Annotated in this window: 14 protein-coding genes, 1 tRNA gene and 1 pseudogene; 8 read left to right on the top strand and 8 right to left on the bottom strand. The window is 60.8% G+C overall.

The genetic code is table 11. From position 1 onward, the window contains the following. Positions 1-19 precede the first annotated feature (19 nt). Positions 20-1,243 carry a lytic murein transglycosylase gene (locus NIM86_RS13170; RefSeq protein WP_253382805.1) on the top strand — a complete coding sequence of 408 codons (1,224 nt, stop codon included), beginning with the start codon at positions 20-22 and terminating at the stop codon, positions 1,241-1,243. Positions 1,244-1,271: 28 nt separating this feature from the next. After that, a complete protein-coding gene (locus NIM86_RS13165) occupies positions 1,272-2,552 on the top strand; it encodes an SGNH family hydrolase (RefSeq protein ID WP_253382803.1) in 1,281 nt (426 codons plus the stop codon). Positions 2,553-2,933: 381 nt separating this feature from the next. On the opposite strand, the gene NIM86_RS13160 is transcribed toward NIM86_RS13165, so the two are convergent. The 4 genes and pseudogenes from NIM86_RS13160 to NIM86_RS13145 all read right to left on the bottom strand — a co-directional run bounded on the left by NIM86_RS13160 (position 2,934) and on the right by NIM86_RS13145 (position 10,283). Beyond that, positions 2,934-4,391 (bottom strand): glutamate synthase subunit beta, encoded by a 1,458-nt coding sequence (locus NIM86_RS13160; RefSeq protein WP_253382802.1) that lies wholly within the window; start codon positions 4,389-4,391, stop codon positions 2,934-2,936. Between the two features lie 110 nt (positions 4,392-4,501). Further along, positions 4,502-4,831: a heavy metal-binding domain-containing protein gene (locus NIM86_RS13155; RefSeq protein WP_253382801.1), complete on the bottom strand. Its 330-nt coding sequence runs from the start codon at positions 4,829-4,831 to the stop codon at positions 4,502-4,504. Then, positions 4,828-9,465, bottom strand: a pseudogene (gene gltB / locus NIM86_RS13150) (glutamate synthase large subunit); the annotation flags it as partial. The gene NIM86_RS13155 and the pseudogene gltB, both read right to left, overlap by 4 nt. Positions 9,466-9,815: 350 nt before the next feature. After that, positions 9,816-10,283, bottom strand: a complete 468-nt coding sequence (locus NIM86_RS13145) for an Hsp20 family protein (RefSeq protein ID WP_253382799.1) — start codon at positions 10,281-10,283, stop codon at positions 9,816-9,818. Between the two features lie 423 nt (positions 10,284-10,706). On the opposite strand from NIM86_RS13145, the gene NIM86_RS13140 reads away from it, so the two are divergent. Then, positions 10,707-11,711, top strand: coding sequence for an alpha/beta fold hydrolase (locus NIM86_RS13140; RefSeq protein ID WP_253382798.1), 1,005 nt, complete (start codon positions 10,707-10,709; stop codon positions 11,709-11,711). Positions 11,712-11,726: 15 nt separating this feature from the next. Here NIM86_RS13140 and hisN read toward each other — a convergent pair whose 3' ends face one another. Further along, complete coding sequence (gene hisN, locus NIM86_RS13135) at positions 11,727-12,521, bottom strand: histidinol-phosphatase (RefSeq protein ID WP_253382797.1); 795 nt, start codon at positions 12,519-12,521, stop codon at positions 11,727-11,729. A gap of 26 nt (positions 12,522-12,547) precedes the next feature. After that, positions 12,548-13,438, bottom strand: coding sequence for an N-formylglutamate amidohydrolase (locus tag NIM86_RS13130; RefSeq protein ID WP_253382796.1), 891 nt, complete (start codon positions 13,436-13,438; stop codon positions 12,548-12,550). Positions 13,439-13,595: 157 nt separating this feature from the next. Between NIM86_RS13130 and cpdR the strand changes: the two genes are divergently transcribed. From cpdR to NIM86_RS13115, 3 genes are all read left to right on the top strand, one after another. Then, positions 13,596-13,958, top strand: a complete 363-nt coding sequence (gene cpdR, locus NIM86_RS13125; RefSeq protein ID WP_253382795.1) for a cell cycle two-component system response regulator CpdR — start codon at positions 13,596-13,598, stop codon at positions 13,956-13,958. Positions 13,959-14,047: 89 nt separating this feature from the next. Further along, positions 14,048-14,122: transfer RNA gene (locus tag NIM86_RS13120), tRNA-Val, on the top strand. 112 nt (positions 14,123-14,234) lie between these two features. Further along, entirely contained in the window at positions 14,235-15,272 is a 1,038-nt protein-coding gene (locus NIM86_RS13115; protein ID WP_253382794.1) for an Ldh family oxidoreductase, read from the top strand. A gap of 9 nt (positions 15,273-15,281) precedes the next feature. On the opposite strand, the gene NIM86_RS13110 is transcribed toward NIM86_RS13115, so the two are convergent. After that, entirely contained in the window at positions 15,282-15,740 is a 459-nt protein-coding gene (locus tag NIM86_RS13110; RefSeq protein ID WP_256478487.1) for an Lrp/AsnC family transcriptional regulator, read from the bottom strand. 135 nt (positions 15,741-15,875) lie between these two features. Here NIM86_RS13110 and ald point away from each other — a divergent pair, with 135 nt between their 5' ends. Continuing rightward, the gene (ald, locus tag NIM86_RS13105) at positions 15,876-16,997 is read left to right on the top strand and encodes an alanine dehydrogenase (RefSeq protein WP_253382958.1); all 1,122 of its coding nucleotides are present in this window, start codon (positions 15,876-15,878) and stop codon (positions 16,995-16,997) included. A gap of 41 nt (positions 16,998-17,038) precedes the next feature. Here the strand turns inward: ald and NIM86_RS13100 are convergent, their stop codons facing one another. Next, on the bottom strand, positions 17,039-17,791 hold the full coding sequence (locus NIM86_RS13100; RefSeq protein WP_253382792.1) for a GntR family transcriptional regulator: 753 nt from the start codon (positions 17,789-17,791) through the stop codon (positions 17,039-17,041). Between the two features lie 94 nt (positions 17,792-17,885). Here NIM86_RS13100 and dctP point away from each other — a divergent pair, with 94 nt between their 5' ends. Beyond that, a complete protein-coding gene (gene dctP, locus NIM86_RS13095; RefSeq protein ID WP_253382791.1) occupies positions 17,886-18,875 on the top strand; it encodes a TRAP transporter substrate-binding protein DctP in 990 nt (329 codons plus the stop codon). Positions 18,876-18,987: the final 112 nt, after the last annotated feature.

Here is an 18,987-nt window from a genome sequence, read left to right as displayed (position 1 = left end):
CGACTAGAGGGTAATGCCAATGCCGTTCCGCCGATTTGCCAGCCGCCTTGCGCGCGGCCTGTCCATTCTTGCGATTGCTGCTGCGCCAGCTCTGGCGTCCACGCCGAGCCAGGCGGATGCGGGCTTTCAGCGCTGGATAAAGGATTTCCGGTCTGTCGCTCTTCGCAACGGCATCCGGGCCGCGACTTACGATCATGCCTTTAAGGGCGTGAAGGACCCGGACCCTGAAGTTCTTCGCAAAGCCAATAATCAGGCCGAGTTCAAGGCCCCGGTCTGGCAGTATATCGACAATCAGGTCAATGAAGACACTGTCGCCATGGGTCGGGCAATGCAGCGGAAATACGGCTCGGTGCTGAGCCGTATCGAACAGCGCTTCGGCGTGCCGGGCGAAGTTGTCCTCGCGATCTGGTCCATCGAAAGCCAGTATGGCGAATATCTGAAGAAGAAGGACCGGCTGCACTACGCACCGCAGGCGCTAGCAACGCTAGCCTATGCCGATCGGCGGCGTAGAAAGTTCGCGCGCGGCCAGCTTATCGCCGCGCTCAAGATTCTGCAGTCGGGCAATATCGACCGTGGCCACCTCGCTTCGTCGTGGGCCGGCGCGATGGGTCACACCCAGTTCATTCCGACTTCCTATCTCGCTTATGCGGTCGATTTTGACGGCGATGGCAAAAAGGACATCTGGAACAGCGTGCCGGACGCTCTGGCGACCGCAGCCAATCTTTTGAAGCGCAACGGTTGGGAGACTGGCCGTACCTGGGGCTACGAGGTCGTGCTGCCGAGCAACGGCAAAAAGTTCTATGGCGGCTGGCAGTCTCTCAGCGCCTGGGAACAGTCTGGCGTTCGCCGTACCCATGGCCGCAAGTTCACGATCAATGACAAAGCTGAACTGAAGGTCCCGGACGGCCGCAGCGGGCCGACATTCCTCGTCGTCAAGAATTTCGAGGTGCTGAAGCGCTACAACAACGCTGACAAATACGCTCTTTCAGTTGCTCTCCTGTCGGATCGTCTGGCCGGCTACGATGAGCTCCTTGCCGACTGGAATCGCCCGTTCGAGCCTCTGAATTCGAAAGAGAAGCGAGAACTGCAGTCGCATCTGGCGCGTCACGGCCTTTATGACGGCGCCATCGATGGCAAAATCGGCGGCGGAACGATGGGCGCGATCACCGCATTCCAGTCGCGAGCCGGCTTGACCGTGAATGGCTTCCCTTCCATGGAAGTCCTGAACAAATTGCGCCGCTGACCGTTCGGTCGGCGGATAAGAGGAGCCTATGACGCCTGCCTTGATCCGCCGACAAATGCGATCGTCTGCCCGTTTTCTTATAGCGGGCATACTGGCCTTGGCCGTCGTCGTCTGCGGCGACGGCCTGATTCTTTCCAAAGACGCGCAGGCGGAAAATTTCTTTTCGAAAATCCTCCGTGGCAGTGATGGCCGAAACGCAGCCCAATCCCGGCAGGAGCTTCGCCAGAAGCGCGTCCGGCGGGCCAAGCCCCGCACCGCGAAGCGACGCAGGTCTGTCACAAGAAAACGCCAGCCGGTTATCGCCAAGCCCGCAACGCCACAGCGCGAGACAGTGCAGAAGGCCGACGACGCCAAAAAGGTTCTTGTCGTGGGCGACTTCATGGCTGGCAATCTAGCCGACGGGCTTGCCGAAATCCTTTCCGACCGCGCCGGCATTCTGATCGTCGAGCGCGACAACGGCTCGTCCGGATTGGTACGTGACGATTATTACGATTGGCCAACGCAATTGGCGCAGATCCTTCAAGAGGAAGAGCCCGACGTCCTGATCGTGATGATCGGCGCCAACGACCGGCAGGCCATGCGCGTCGATGGTCGAGCTCGTCAGGTCCGTTCGACCGAATGGAACAACGAATATCGTGAACGGGTGGAGGCAATCGCGAGCCTTGCTGGCGAAGCGGACGTTCCCCTGATCTGGGTGGGCCAGCCATCCTACAAATTCACTTCGATGAACACCGACATGCTGGCGTTCAACGAAACCTATCGCACGGTGGTCGAGGCGGCCCAGGGACGATTTGTCGATGTATGGGAAGGGTTCGTCGACCAGGACAGCAACTTTGTGTTCACAGGCCCGGATGTGAAGGGGCAGATGGCCCGTCTGCGCGCCAGTGACGGCATCAACATGACATCGGCTGGAGACGAAAAGCTCGCCTTTTACGTCGAGAAAGCGCTGGATGAAGCATTAAGTGGACTGATTTCCGGGAATCCGCCTGTACTGGCCGCGCCGAACGAAGGTTTGGCGCAACCGGAGGTGACATCGCTGACGCGAACCCAGGTCTATAAGATTGGCGATCCCGAATTGGACGGTGCAGATGGCTTGTTCGATGTCTCCATCAGCCAGGGAAGCGCGGATGATGCCGCATCGGTAACGAGCGGGCTGCCCCCGCGGGCGCCAACAGGTCGTGCTTCCGATTTCGGCGGCGCAAGTAGGCTGCCTGCGGACGGCGTACGGGAAAAGGCCGGCCAGCAGGTTTCGGTCAGTCCGGACCTTGAAGGGGCTGAAGGGTCCGCCACCGTGGTAACGACCAACTAATATCTTCATTTGCGGATTGGCGATTAAGGCATCGCTTCTTTAATCCACGGTTGAGTGACTTATCGCGTCGACATCTTTACGCAGCGGAAAGAAAGATGGCTTATGATTCGGCCATCTGACCGCCACGCGGGAAAGACGATGGCAAAACGTATTCATCTCGGTGTCGGCACACTGAAGATCAAAACGATCTGGGAATTGCGGCGATCTGAACGAGAAGGGTCGGTTTCCGTCTGGTCGATCGGCGATCTATACTTCTGTTGGCACTCGCGCTTTCGTCGGCGGCACTAAGGCTGACGTGCCCGCAGACCATACCGCCAGCCTACCGGACACCGTCAAGACCCACGCAGCGTCGTGTGATCGCTAGGATATACCAATGGCCGCTCAGCGCGGGAGAAGACTTTCGCCCATCAGCGCCTCATCGATGGACCGGGCAGCCTGACGTCCCTCGCGAATGGCCCACACGACCAGACTTTGGCCACGCCGCACATCGCCGGCCACGAACAGCTTGTCGATATTGGTGCGGTAATCGCGATCGTCTCCGACCACATTCACGGAGCCGCGCCGATCGGTATTGGTCGTCAGCCGATCGCCAAGATCGGACAGGACGCCGCGCTGCGACGGTCCGGCAAAACCGATTGCCACAAAGGCGAGATCGGCGGGGATGACAAACTCTGTGCCTTCGATGGGATTACGCTTCTCATCGACCTTGGCGACCTTGACGCCGGTCAGCTTTCCATCTTCGCCGACGAAGGATAGCGTTGCCACCTGAAACTCGCGATCGGCACCCTCGGCCTGGCTGGAGGAGGTGCGCATCTTCGTCGCCCAATAGGGCCAGACGGTCAGCTTGTCTTCCTTCTCTGGAGGCTGCGGCCGAATATCGAGCTGCGTGACGCGCGTTGCGCCCTGGCGGAACGAGGTGCCCACGCAATCCGACGCGGTATCGCCACCGCCCACGACAACCACGCGCTTGCCGCCGGCGACGACCTCATGGTCGAGCGTCCAGGCGACCGACTGCGGGTCTTCGCGGCCTACACGCCTGTTCTGCTGCACCAGAAACGGCATCGCATCGTAAACACCGTCCAGATCGGCGCCCGGAATACCTGCCGCGCGCGGCGTTTCCGAGCCGCCGCAATACAAAACGGCATCGTATTCGTCGATCAGGGAATCCATCGAGCGGTCGACACCGACTTCGACATTGCAATGGAAGGTCACACCCTCGCCTTCCATCTGCGTCACCCGCCGGTCGATCAGGTGCTTTTCCATCTTAAAATCGGGGATGCCATAGCGAAGCAATCCGCCCGGCTTGCTCTCGCGCTCGAAGAGATCGACCTTGTGACCGGCGCGGGCCAACTGCTGGGCGGCAGCGAGACCTGCCGGGCCGGAGCCGATGATGGCAACGCGTTTGCCGGTCTGCTTTTCGGCGGGACGCGGACGGATATAGCCTGTCTCGTAGGCCTTGTCGGCGATGGCCTGCTCGATCGTCTTGATGGCAACCGGCACGTCTTCCAGATTGAGCGTGCACGCTTCCTCGCAAGGCGCGGGGCAGATGCGTCCGGTAAATTCTGGAAAATTGTTCGTCGAGAACAGATTGACGATCGCCTCGTCCCACTGCTCGTTATAGATCAAGTCGTTCCAATCCGGAATCTGGTTATGGACGGGGCAACCGGTTGGACCGTGACAGAAGGGAATACCGCAATCCATGCAGCGGGCAGCCTGCTTGCGGACCTCACCCTCTTCCATCGGAATGGTGAATTCCTTGAAATGACGAATGCGGTCGGAGGCCGGCTGATATTTCGGCTCCTGCCGGTCGATTTCGAGGAAACCCGTTACCTTACCCATAGGTGTCCAACCCCTGTCTTTAGCGCGCCGCGCGCACCCGGGCGCCTTCTAGCGCACCCTGCCATCGTTCTTCAATGTAGCGAAAGCGGCTTTGCCCCCGCCAAAGCCGGCTATTCCAGCGTGACCGCCGTGCCGGAAGCCACCACCATCAACATGGACGACGAGCCGTTCCCGGATGTGATGTTCTCATAGTCCAGATCGACGCCGACCACGGCGTTACCGCCGAGACGTTGCGCCTCTTCGCCCATCTCGCCAAGCGCCAGTTCGCGGCCTTGCCGCAGGCTCTTTTCGTAGGAGCCCGAACGACCGCCGACGATATCGCGAATGGAAGCGAAAAAGTCGCGGAACACATTCGTGCCGAGAATGGCTTCGCCCGTCACGACGCCGTGATAGGCGACGATCCGGCGGCCTTCGACAGTATTGGTGGTGGTAACGATCATTCCGCGGCCACTCCCATCTTGTTGCGCTCCATCTCTTCGAGCGCACGGCGATATTCGACCGGCATCACCTTGCGGAATTTCGGCCGATAATCGGCCCAATTGTCCAGAATGGTGGCCGCCCTGTCGGAGCCGGTGTAGTGTTTGTGGTTGGCGATCAGCTGATAGAGACGCTCTTCGTCATGGCTGGTCATATCATCCAGCACATCCACAAGCCCTTTGTGCATCAGATCGCCGCCATGATGGTGCAGCTTCTCCAGCATATCGTCCTCTTCCGGCACGGGCTCCAGCTCCACCATCGCCATATTGCAGCGTTCGGCAAAACTGTCGTCCTCGTCCAGAACATAGGCGACGCCGCCGCTCATTCCGGCGGCGAAGTTTCGTCCGGTCTCACCCAGAACGACGACGACCCCGCCCGTCATATATTCGCAGCCATGGTCACCGACGCCTTCGACGACGGCCACGGCTCCCGAATTACGCACGGCAAAGCGTTCGCCGGCAACGCCCCGGAAATAGCACTCGCCCTCGATACCACCGTAAAGGACGGTGTTACCGACAATGATGGATTTCGATGGCTCGATAGCGGTGTCGTCTGGCGGACGGATAATGATCTTACCACCCGAAAGACCCTTGCCGACATAATCGTTGCCGTCGCCGATCAGATCGAACGTCACGCCATGGGCCAGAAACGCCGCAAAGCTCTGACCCGCCGTACCGCGCAGATTGACGTGAATCGTGTCGTCGGCGAGCCCCTTGTGGCCGAAGTTTTTTGCGACCTGGCCGGAAAGCATTGCGCCCGCCGACCGGTCCACATTGCGAATTTCCGTCTCGATACGCACCTGCTGGCGCGTCGTCAGAGCCGGCTCGGCCTGCTCGATCAGCTTGCGGTCCAGAATTTCGTGGATCGGATGATCCTGACGCTCTGTCCACCGGATCTGCTCCGGAGCGGCGTGCGGCTTGAAGAAGACCTTGGAGAAATCCAACCCCTGAGCCTTCCAGCTATCGATCATCTCTTTCTTACCGAGAAGATCGGAACGACCGATCAGTTCGTCCAGCTTGCGGAAACCCATGGCGGCCATGAGTTCGCGCACTTCCTCGGCGACGTAGAAGAAATAATTGACCACATGCTCAGGCGCGCCCTTGAAGCGCTTGCGCAGCACGGGGTCCTGCGTCGCGACACCCACCGGACAGGTGTTCAGGTGGCACTTGCGCATCATGATGCAGCCGGCAGCGATCAACGGCGCGGTCGAGAACCCGAATTCGTCCGCCCCGAGAAGCGCCCCGACGATCACGTCGCGGCCGGTCCGCAAGCCGCCATCGACCTGAAGCGCGATGCGCGAACGCAGATTGTTCAGCACCAGCGTCTGATGGGTTTCTGCAAGACCCATTTCCCAGGGACTACCGGCATGTTTCAGCGAGGTAAGCGGCGACGCGCCGGTGCCGCCATCATAGCCCGAAATAGTGATGTGATCGGCGCGCGCCTTTGCGACGCCGGCCGCAACCGTACCCACGCCGACCTCGGAAACCAGCTTCACCGAAACATCGGCGTCCGGGTTCACATTCTTCAGGTCGTAGATGAGCTGCGCCAGATCCTCGATCGAGTAGATGTCATGGTGTGGCGGCGGCGAGATCAGGCCGACGCCCGGCGTCGAGTGGCGCACCTTGGCGATGGTCGCATCCACCTTGTGGCCGGGTAACTGTCCACCCTCGCCCGGTTTGGCGCCCTGCGCGACCTTGATCTGCATCATATCGGAATTGACGAGATATTCTGTCGTCACGCCGAAGCGGCCAGAGGCGACCTGCTTGATCGCAGAGCGCTCAGGATTCATGCCGCCCGTGGCAAGCGGGTTGAAGCGGTCGGGTTCTTCGCCGCCCTCGCCCGTATTGGACTTGCCGCCCATCTCGTTCATCGCCCGCGCCAGCGTGGTATGCGCTTCGCGGCTGATTGAGCCGAAGCTCATCGCGCCGGTAGAAAACCGCTTTACTAGCTCGCTGGACGGCTCGACCTCGGAGATGTCGACCGGCTCGCGTCCATCTTCGTCCGCCAGCCTGATCTGGAACAGGCCGCGAATGGTCTGCGCGGCATTGGCTGCCTCGTTCACCTGTTCGGTGAATTCGCGGAACGTCTCATAGCTGCCGGTACGGACTGCGTGCTGAAGCGAAGCGACGGAATCCGGGGTCCAGACGTGCTTTTCGCCGCGCATGCGATAGGCGTATTCGCCGCCGACATCGAGATTGCGGCGCAGCACAGGATCGTCGGAAAAAGCGAGATAATGCCGCATGGCGGTTTCTTCGGCGATCTCGGCAATACCGACGCCTTCGATCGTCGTTGCAGTACCGGTGAAATACTTCTCGACGAAATCGGTCGACAGGCCCACCGCGTCGAAAATCTGAGCGCCGCAATAGGACTGATAGGTCGAGATGCCCATCTTGGACATCACCTTCAGAATGCCTTTGCCGATGGCCTTGATGTAGCGAGTGACGACCTCTTTCGTATCGACCTCGGGCGGGAAAGCGCCGTTCTTGTGCTCGTCGAGCAGCGTGTCGAAAGCGAGATAAGGATTGATCGCCTCAGCACCGAAGCCGGCAAGGCAGCAGAAATGATGCACTTCGCGCGGCTCGCCGGATTCCACGACAAGACCGGCCGATGTCCTAAGGCCCTTGCGGATCAGATGATGATGGACGGCCGCCGTCGCCAGAAGCGCCGGAATGGCGATTCGGTCCGGCCCGATCTGGCGGTCGGACAGGATGATGATGTTGTAGCCGCTGTGAACGGCCTTCTCGGCCTTCTCGCAGAGTCGCGAGACGGCGCCGGGCAGACCGCCGGCACCCTCGCGGCCATCGTATGTGATGTCGAGAGTCTTTGTGTCGAAACGGTCGTCCGTGTGACCGATATTGCGGATTTTCTCCAGATCCGCATTGGTCAGGATCGGCTGACGCACCTCCAGCCGCTTGCGCTTCGACGCGCCTTCATGATCCAGAATATTCGGCCGCGGACCGATGAACGAAACGAGGCTCATCACCAGTTCTTCGCGGATCGGGTCGATCGGTGGGTTCGTCACCTGCGCGAAGTTCTGCTTGAAATAAGTGTAGAGCAGCTTGGACTTGTCGCTCATCGCGCTGATGGGCGTGTCGGTGCCCATCGAGCCGATAGCTTCTTGACCGGTCGTCGCCATTGGCGCCATCAAAAGGCGAACGTCTTCCTGGCTGTAACCGAAGGCCTGCTGGCGATCGAGCAGCGACACATCCTTGCGCAACGCGCGCGGCTCCACCGGCGCCTGCTCTTCAAGTATGATTTGCGTACCGTCGAGCCACTCCCGGTAAGGGTGCAGTTGCGCCAATTCGCTTTTGACCTCGGCGTCAGAGACGATGCGGCCCTTTTGCAGATCGATCATCAGCATCTTGCCGGGCTGGAGCCGCCATTTGGTGACGATCTCTTCCTCAGCAACCGGCAGCGTGCCGGCTTCCGAAGCCATGATCACGCGATCGTCTTTCGTGACGATATAGCGTGCGGGACGCAGGCCGTTGCGGTCAAGCGTCGCGCCGATAATGCGGCCATCCGTGAAGGCTACCGCCGCCGGCCCGTCCCACGGCTCCATGAGAGCAGCATGATATTCGTAGAAGGCCTTGCGGTCTTCCTTCATCAGCTTGTTGCCGGCCCATGCTTCCGGGATCAGCATCATCATCGCATGGGTCAGCGAATAGCCACCCTGCAGGAGAAATTCCAAGGCGTTGTCGAAACAGGCGGTGTCCGATTGCCCTTCGTAGGAAATCGGCCAAAGCTTCTCGATATCTTCGCCGAACAGTTCGGACGAAACCGACGCCTGGCGCGCCGCCATCCAGTTCACATTGCCGCGCAGCGTGTTGATCTCGCCATTATGGGCGACGAGCCGATAGGGATGGCTGAGCTTCCAACTCGGGAACGTATTGGTCGAAAAGCGCTGGTGAACGAGCGCCAGAGCGCTTTCGAACCGCTCGTCGGTCAGATCCTTGTAGTAGCGGCCAAGCTGATAGGCCAGGAACATGCCCTTATAGACGATGGTCCGGCTGGAGAGAGAAACCGGATACCAGCCATTGTCACGACCGGAGGTTTCCGCGTGGATCCGTTGGCTGACCACCTTGCGTAGCACGTAAAGTCGCCGCTCATACTCATCGTCGCTGTCGAGCCCCTCCGGCCTGCCGAAGAAAGCCTGCCGGTGAACCGGCTCGGACGCAACGATATCCGGTGCTTTTGAAAGCGAGGAATTGTCGACCGGCACGTCCCGGAAACCGAGAAACGGCACACTCTCCGCGTGAGCCGCATCTCGGATGATGTCTTCGATATGGGCGCGCAGATCGGCGTCCTGCGGCATGAAGAAATGGCCTACACCGTATTGCCCGGCATCCGGCAGATCGACACCGGTCTCGGCCATCACCTCTTTGAAGAACTTGTGCGGGATCTGCACGAGCATGCCGGCGCCGTCGCCCATCAGCGGATCAGCCCCCACCGCGCCGCGATGGGTCAGGTTTTCCAGGATGAACAGCCCATCCTTGATCATCTGATGACTATGGCGATTGTTCATATCGGCAACAAAGCCGACACCGCACGCATCGTGTTCGTTGCGCGGGTCGTAAAGTCCACGCGCGGACGGCAAGCCCGTTTTCGGAAGAGCCGCTATGTTTGCTGCGTCGCTCCGTTCCGTCATCGCCCTACCTCCGTCATGCCCGCCTGGCGGGCCGCTGTTCCACCATTATTTAGATCAAGCAGAGACCTGTTCCATTACGCCGCGTCAAATCGTGGACAGCGCCGCAAAAAACCGGCCGGAAAATCACGCCAGCCGGTTGTCAGAACCTCCGTCGGATAAGACAGCATTGCTGTCCTATCTGAATTTATCGCACAATTGCGTCACAGCTTCAAGCATTCCGATCGGCAAAGAGGATATGACAGCAAAAGAAAAGGGCGGCGCCAGACAGCGCCGCCCCTGCAATGTCTAATTCTTTGAGGCGTTTATTCCGCTTCGCCCTCGATCTGCGGCGCGCCGGTTTCGGTGGCGGTCGCAATCGCAATGCGGCGCGGCTTCATCTCTTCCGGCACATTTCGCTTCAGATCGATATGCAACAGACCGTTTTTCAGGCCGGCCGCCGTGACTTCGACGTGATCGGCCAACTGGAAGCGGCGTTCGAAGGCGCGTGTTGCGATGCCGCGATGGAGAAACTGGCGCTCTTCGCCATCTTCATCCTCAGCCTTGGCAGCCTTGATCGTCAGCACGTTACGATGTGCCTCGACAGAAAGCTCGTCTTCCTCGAAGCCGGCGACCGCCATGGTGATGCGGTAGGCGTCTTCAGCGGTCCGCTCGATATTATATGGCGGATAGGAGGGGGTGTTTTCAGGCTGAGCCAGGCTGTCCAGCAGCGTGAACATCCGGTCGAAACCGACTGTCGAACGGTAGAGAGGGGAAAAATCGACATGACGCATGGTGTTGTCCTTCCATAAAGCGACGTTTTTGCGTTTTTCGTCCCCGATACGCACCCGCGAGCCGGCATGCGAAGAGGACTGAACAACCCCCTGTGCGGGCGGCTGCCACCAATATGTGGGATCGTCGATTTATCGGTTCAAGATCTTTCGGAAGGCCATAAGAGAAGGCTGCCTTATTTGCGCCTTATCCCTGAATGGCGGCTGAACATCGTCTTCGGACTTGGTTCAAATGCGATCCCCTACAACACGATCAAGCTTCGGCTCTCGGAAGGGACCGGAGCCGCCGGGCGGACGGATCCGTCCCTTCTCCGATCCGCCCGGCTCCTTCTTCGTTTTCTTAATGACCTCCTGACCCCGTTGACGCGTTGCCTTGCGTGGACGGGGTCATTATGCCTTCAGCACCGAGCATGGATGGGAACAGGCATGGCCTTGCAGGCGCAGATTCAACCCCGGAATGAAAACAGTTCCTGGCCGGACACCGATCCGGAGAACGTGCTGTTCCAGATGGACGGAAATCCAATGCCGCCGCTTATCGCAGCAGGCTACATCAAGGTTGAGGACGAGCAGCGCATTCGCTACGCCCGTTTTGCCGCGCGCCGGGGGCCAAAGCGCGGCACCATCGTTCTGTTGAGCGGTCGCAACGAGACGATCGAGAAGCTTTTCGAAACGATCGGCGATCTTTGCGGTTTGGGTTTCGACGTCGTAACGTTCGATTGGCGCGGCCAGGGCGGATCGTCGCGTCTGCTGCGCAACCGCAATAAGGGCTATCTGGACAGCTTCGACACCTGGCGGGAGGACATCGAGGCGATTTTCCGCCAGATCGTGCTGCCGGATTGCCGCGGACCGTATTATCTGCTGGCGCATTCTTCCGGGGCGCTGGCGGCCCTGTATGCCGGCCCCAATCTTCTGACACGCGTTTCGCGCATGGTGCTTCTGTCGCCTTTCGTCGGCTTCGGCCCCCTCCCTCTGTCACCCAACTGGGTCGGGCGTCTGGCGCACTGGCTTGTGGCTCTCGGCTTCGGCTCGGTAACGATGTGGGGCAAAACCAAGCCGAACATCGCAAAACCGTTCGTCACCAACCGCCTGACATCCGATGCGTCCCGCTACGCGCGCAATCGCAAACTCGCTGAATTGCGTCCGGACTTGTCGCTGGGCGGACCGACAGTCGCGTGGGTGGATGCCGCAGCCCGCGCCATCGCCAAGGTCAATGCTCCATCCCACTATTCGAACATCAAAACGCCGGCGCTCTTCGTGATTGCCGGGTCCGACCGGGTCGTTTCGGCACCCGCTGGCGCACGTCTCGCTGCAGCCATGCGTTCTGCATCATCGGTCACGGTAGATGGCGCGCGGCATGAACTGCTTCAAGAAGCCGACCTTTTTCGAGAACAGGCGCTGGCCGCGGTCGACGCTTTCTTTCGGGAGGATTGAGCAGGGAATTTCTGATCAGCCGTCACAAAGCTTCTCGCAGGCCGCATCGTAAAGAGCCTGCGTCGCCGCGGCGACGACCGTACCGGCCTTCTCGGCAGGGCCGCCATCCACCCGTGCGATGACACCGCCTGCCTGTCGGATAATCGGGATGAGGGCCATCACATCATAGCTATTGACGCCAGATTCCACCGCGATATCCGCCTGCCCCGCCGCCAGCATGGCGAAGCCGTAACAGTCCGCCCCGTAACGGGTGAGTTGAACGCTGGCGCGTAGCGCCTCGAAACCCTGCATCTCCTTACCGCGCCACAATTGCGGGTCGGTTGTGAACATGCGGGCCGATGCAAGTGATCGGCAATCGCTCACCTTCAAATCGCGCACCCCATGCGGCCCTTCCAGAAAGGCCCGCGAGCCATCGGCAATGAAGATTTCGCCGAGATAGGGCTGCGAGAGAAACCCGGCGCGGGCCACGCCATTGTCCATCAGACCGACAAGCGTGCCCCAAAGTGGTATGCCGCAAATGAATGAGCGGGTGCCGTCGATCGGATCGATCACCCAGCGCCGCGACGCATCGGCGCGTACCAAGCCGAATTCCTCGCCTTCGATCCCGTCTTCTGGAAACCGCGTTTCGATAGCCTGCCGGATCACCCGCTCTGCCTCGCGATCCGCCTCGGTTACAGGGTCGAAAGCCGCATCCTCTTTATTGTCCACCGCTATCGCTTTGCGGAACCGCGGCAGGGTCTCGCCTGCCGCGAAACCGGCAAGTTCGCGCAGAAACTCGGCCATCTGCGCGGCATCAGTCGCGTCATCCATGAAAAGCAGCCTTTGAAATAAGCGATCTATTCGGCGGCGGCGGGGGTAGCGCGCATCCACTCCGCTGGCAAGCGGCTCAACTCCCTAACGAATCGTCCCATTGCGTCGCTGAGAGCATCGAAATCGCGGGTTTTGCTATACGTTTTCTCGTCCAGATAGAGCGCGCGGTTTATCTCGATCTGAAAGGCGTGGCGGGCCAGCGCCGGTCTGCCATAGCGCTCGGTGATGAACCCGCCGGCATAGGGCCGGTTATGCGCCACGCGAAAACCGCCATCGCGCAGGAGCTGGATCGCGTAATCCGCCAGCGAGGGGTGACAGGCCGTGCCGAAACGGTCTCCGATTATGATGTCCGGCATCGGCCCGGCATCGGCGAAGCGCGTCGTCGACGGCATGGAATGGCAATCGACGAGAATGGCCTGACCGAACCGATCGAACGTTCTTTCGATCATTGTCGACAGCAGATCGTGATAGGGCATGTAGAGCGCCTCGATCCGTTCGAGCGCCTCGGCGGCGGGCAGCTTCTCCCGATAGATCGGCTGGCCTTCCGCGACGATGCGCGGCACGGTGCCGAGACCGCCGGCGACGCGCGGCGAACGGCTGTTGACGCCGGCAGGCAAGTCACCGGAAAACATGCGCGGATCGAGTTCGTAAGGCTCGCGATTCACGTCCAGATAGGCGCGTGGAAAATGGGCCATCATCAGCGGCGCGCCGAGCGCTACGACGCCGGCGAAGAGTTCGTCGACGAAAACGTCCTCGCTGCGCCGGACCCCATCGGCGTCCAGACGGCTGGATGCGATGAAGCGCCTCGGATAATGGCGTCCGCTATGGGGCGAATTGAAGAGAAAGGGTATGGTCTGTGTGGCCGGTGTGCGCACCGAAAAGGGAACCACGGTCTCGAAATCGGAATGAACGCTCATAAGCCCATTGTCTTCAACAGATCGCGCACAATGTCATGGACGAAAGGCCCCGTCCAGCCATGCCGTTTACCTCTTCTTTACCCGGCTCCTCCCATATGGTTAACGAAGACAAAACCCTCGTCGGGCATTCGCGCCCGCCACAGCTCTGGAACACGCGATGAAGCGAATCCTCCTCGCCGAAGACGATAACGATATGCGCCGCTTCCTCGTCCGCGCGCTTGAGCGCGCCGGTTACGCGGTGGTTGATTTCGACAATGGCGCCAGCGCCTATGACACGCTGCGCGAAGAGCCCTTCAACCTGCTGCTGACCGACATCGTCATGCCGGAGATGGACGGCATCGAACTGGCTCGCAAGGCGACAGAGATCGATCCGGATCTGAAGGTGATGTTCATTACCGGTTTCGCCGCCGTTGCGCTCAATCCCGATTCGAACGCCCCGCAGAATGCCAAGGTCCTGTCCAAGCCATTCCATCTGCGAGACCTCGTCGACGAGGTGGAGAAAATGCTTCAGGCGGCATAATTTCCGCCCGGCGATCCACGACATACAAGCGCGGCGCGATTAGCCATTGACGATTCCGGGCGAGCATGATTAATGCCGCCCTCACGGATGGGCGTGTAGCTCAGCGGGAGAGCACTTCGTTGACATCGAAGGGGTCACAGGTTCAATCCCTGTCACGCCCACCATCCGTTTTCCCAACCTGAAGTTCCAGCTATATTCGCCGCTGAGGCGACCGACCTTTGCGCTGGGTTCATCCCGCCCGAAGGTGATCCGCCTGCATCCAGCCAGGGAGCCTTCATGACGGCGGACCATACCATCTCAGTCGATGCTCTCCTGGCTCGCGTCCGCGCGATCTTCGAAAAGGCCGGCGTCCGGGCCGAGAGCGCCGAGGCCGTGGCGCGCACCATCGTCGCCGGCGAGCGCGACCACTGCAAATCGCACGGTATCTACCGCATCGAAGGGTGCCTGCGTGTCATTGCCGCCGGCAAGGTCTCGCCCGATGCGGTGCCGCAGCTCCACGATAGCGGCAAGGCGGTGATCGAGGTCGATGCCGGCGGCGGCTTCTCCAATCCGGCCTTCGAGGCGGGCAAGACGGCGCTCGCCGAGCGTGCCCGGCAGGGCGGCCTCGCCGCCCTTACCATCCGCCACTGCCTGCATTTCTCGGCGCTCTGGCACGATGTGGAGGCGCTGGCGGAGATGGGTCTCGCCTCGCTCTCCCTATGCCCGAGCTACGCCTTCGTCGCGCCCGCCGGCGGCAAGGAGCCGCTGCTCGGCACCAACCCGCTCGCCTTCGGCTGGCCGCGCCCGGGCGAAAACCCATACGTCTTCGACTTCGCCACCTCGGTCGCCGCGCGCGGCGAGATCGAACTGCACCGCCGCGCTGGCACGCCCATTCCCGAAGGCTGGGCCGTCGATAGCGACGGCCAGCCAACCACCGATCCCGACGCCGCGCTCGCCGGCGCGATGCTGCCCTTCGGCAGCCATAAGGGCTCGGCCATCTCCACCATGATCGAATTGCTGGCCGGCGCCATGCTGGGCGAATTCATGAGCAAAGAGGCGCTCGATTTCATGGGCGGCGGCAATCTTCTGCCGCGCCATGGCGCGCTGATCGTCGCCTTCGATCCGCAGACATTCGCCGCGCGCAGCGGCCGCGATCCGCTGGTCGAGGCCGAGAAGCTGCTCACGGCTTTCGGTGCGCAGGGCGCGCGCCTGCCCTCGCAGCGGCGTTTCGCGGCCCGCGAACAATCGCTGACCGAGGGCATCGCGCTGACCGAAGCGGAGATGGACCAGCTCGACCGGTTCGAAAAGGACGGCCTCGCCGCCCTCACGGATTGATCTTCAGCTTCACAGCGGCAAGCCGGGATCGGTCTTCACCGTGCGGATGATCATGTTGGATTGCAGGCGCGTCACCCCCGGCAGGCTCGACAGCACCTTTCTGTGCACCCGCTCGAAATCCTCCGCATCGCGCGCGACGATCCGCAGCACATAGTCCGCCGAGCCGGCCATCAGGAAGCATTCGAGGATTTCCGGCGCGTTGCGCACCGCCTGTTCGAACTGCCGCAGCGCGCTCTCGCTCTGCGTCGCCAGACTCACTTCGACGAAAAAGATCAGCGAAAAACCGAGCGCCGACGCGCTGAGCATGGCGCGGTAGCCGTCGATGATCCCCGCCCGCTCCATGGCCTTGATGCGGCGATGGCAGGCCGATGCGCTGAGGCCGACCGCCTCGCCAAGCTCCTGCATCCCCGGCCGGCTGTCGCCCTGAAGCATGCGCAATAATTTCGTGTCGATTCGATCAATTTGCATGATTTTTGCGTATTGGTCAGTTCAGAACAATATCATTCAATAATTGACCCGACCCGCGCAGAAAAAGCAAATTCATTCGCTTCGTGTTATCGTAGGCTATCGCCGAGTTGAAAACGCATCAGACGGAGGATGGCGATGCTCATTGGCGTTCCGAAGGAAATCAAGAACCACGAATACCGCGTCGGCCTGACGCCGGAGAGCGCCGCCGAATGCGTGCGCCATGGCCATCGGGTCACGGTGCAGGCCAATGCCGGCATGGGCATCGGCGCGACCGACGACGATTACCGCACCGCCGGCGCAGCCATCGCCGACACCGCCGAGGAGATTTTTGCCAGCGCCGACATGATCGTGAAGGTCAAGGAGCCGCAGGCCGGTGAGCGCAAGATGCTGCGCGAGGGCCAGATCCTCTACACCTATCTGCACCTGGCCCCGGACCCCGAACAGGCGAAGGATCTGATGGCGTCCGGCGCGGTCTGCATCGCCTATGAGACAGTAACTGGCCCTGGCGGCGGGCTGCCGCTGCTCAAGCCGATGAGCCAAGTTGCAGGCCGTCTTTCGGTACAGGCTGGCGCGACCGCGCTGGAGACGCCGCATGGCGGCCGTGGCGTCCTGCTGGGCGGCGTGCCGGGCGTTCTGCCCGCCCGCGTGCTGATTATCGGCGGCGGCGTGGTCGGCTTCAACGCCGCGCAGATGGCGACAGGCCTTGGCGCGCGCGTCACCATTCTCGACCGCAATCCGGATGTGCTGGAGCGCCTCGCCTCCCATTTCGAATCGCGCGCCGCGACCAGCTTTGCCAGCCGCATGAATCTCGAAGCTGAACTCGCCCAGGCCGATCTGGTCATCGGTGCGGTGCTGATTCCGGGCGCTGCCGCGCCCAAGCTCGTCACGCGAGAGCACCTGTCGACCATGAAAAGCGGCGCGGTGCTGGTCGACGTTGCTATCGATCAGGGCGGATGTTTCGAAACATCGAAGCCGACGACACACGAAGACCCGACCTATAATGTCGATGGGGTCGTTCATTATTGCGTGGCCAACATGCCGGGCGCAGTGGCGCGCACCAGCACCTATGCCCTCAACAACGTCACCCTGCCCCACGCCCTTTCAATCGCCGATTTCGGCTGGAAGGAAGCGCTGCGCGCCAACGCGCATCTGCGCGCCGGCCTCAATGTCGCCGACGGCAGGCTGACCCATCCGGCGGTGATCGAATCGGTCGAGGGGCCGAGCACGACTGCGGAGGATATTCTGAAGATGGGCTGATCGCCTCTGGAGGACCGGTCCGCCGGCCTTTTCAAGCGTCGCTAAGAGCCGGCGGTCCCGGTTGCCGGCTCGTCAAGGAGCGCGACGAAATCGGCGAAACGCTCACCCTGGATGAGAATATGATTGCGAAGGACCTGCTCGCAGCCCGCTTCATCGCGCGCGTCGATGGCTTCCACGATCGTCTCATGTTCGGCGAGTGACTGATCGATCCGCTTCGGCACCCGCAACTGCAGGCGGCGAAAAGCCTGCAGCCGCTGGTGAAGCCGCTTCGCCTCTCCTTCAAGGAAGGCATTGCCGCATGCCTCATAGATTGCGCGGTGAAACCGTTCGTTCTCGTGATAATAGGCGTCCGGGTCCTGCGATTCCGCTGCCGTTCGGCACGCCACCATCCGCTTCTGCAGAACCGCTAGCATGTCGGCATCGACCCGGCGCGCCGCCAACCGGCCAGCCATGCCCTCGAGTTCTGCCATCACTTCGAACATCTCGATCAGCTCGCGGATCGAAACGCTTCTGACGAACGCGCCCCTGTGCGGGATGAGTTCGATCAACCCGGCCGTTGCCAATTGCTGCAAAGCCTCGCGAACCGGCGTGCGGGAGACCGCGAAGCGATCGGCGATGCCCTTTTCATCAAGTTTCGCGCCCGGCTTGCGCAGTCCGGTCAATATTTCCTGTTCGATCGCCTCGCGAATATCGGTGGCTTTTGCGCGCCCACCGTCCCGCCCGTTTGGTTGCGCCTCGGTGTCGAGGTTGTCGGACTGCGGATCGATATTGGCGCTGCTCAAAACCGTGCTCATAGAAATTGTATACAATCCTGTTGACATTGAATGCAAGACTGTGTTGCCTGACGCTCGGGTTGGGAGGCCCTCAACACTCAATGGGAGGATTAATATGAAAAACCTGTTTCTGGCGAGCGCTGTCACGCTCGCACTGACCGCCTCCGCCGGCGCTGCCGATGTCACCTTGCGGGCATCTCATCAGTGGCCAGGCGGAAAGGGCGACGTACGCGACGAGATGGTTCAGCTCATCGCCAAGGAGGTGAAAGCCGCCAATGTCGGAATGGACGTCCAGGTCTTTCCGGGCGCTTCGCTTATCAAGCCGAAAGACCAGTGGGGTGCGGTAACGAAAGGCCAGATCGATCTGACCGCTTTTCCACTGGATTATGCGTCCGGCCGCCACCCCGAATTCTCTGCCACGCTGATGCCCGGTCTCGTCGGTAGCCACGAGCGGGCGACCCGCCTCAACGATTCTCCTTTCATGGACGACATCAAGAAGATCGTCGAGGACAACGGGGCGATCATTATTTCGGACGCATGGCTGGCAGGCGGTTTCGTCTCACAGGAGAAGTGCATCACCGCGCCGGATAGTGCGAAGGGCCAGACCATGCGCGCAGCAGGTCCCGCCTTCGAGGAAATGCTGGTCGGTGCGGGAGCATCTATCGCTTCCATGCCGTCTTCCGAAATTTATACCGCCATGCAGCAGAACGTCCTGAGCGGCGCGAATACCTCATCGGGATCGCTGGTTTCGTACCGCATCTTCGAGGTCGCCAAATGCCTGACGGCGCCGGGCGAGAACGCGCTGTGGTTCATGTACGAGCCAATCCTGATGTCCAAGCGCTCCTTCGATAATCTGACCGAAGAGCAGCAGAAGGCTCTTATGGATGCCGGACAGAAGGCAGAGGACTATTTCGCCGGTGAAGCTGCCCAGCTCGATCAGAAATTGATCGATGCCTATAAGGAAGCCGGCGTCGAGGTCGTGGAGATGTCCAAGGAGAACTTCGACGCGTGGCTCGCGATTGCCAAGGAGACATCCTACAAGAACTTTGCCGAGAAAGTACCGAACGGTCAGGAGCTGATCGATAAGGCCCTCGCCGTCGAATAATCGAACGATACGAGACCGATCGGGACGGGTCTTATGCACCGCCCGTCCCGATTTCTTTATCCACTTAAGATTCTTCTTTCGGATCGATCCACCGCTGCTCCGCGAAAAAGGA

Origin of the sequence: Notoacmeibacter sp. MSK16QG-6 (assembly GCF_024158145.1) — a bacterium.
Lineage (GTDB): Bacteria > Pseudomonadota > Alphaproteobacteria > Rhizobiales > Rhizobiaceae > Notoacmeibacter.
This window is presented reverse-complemented; position numbering and strand designations above follow the sequence as displayed.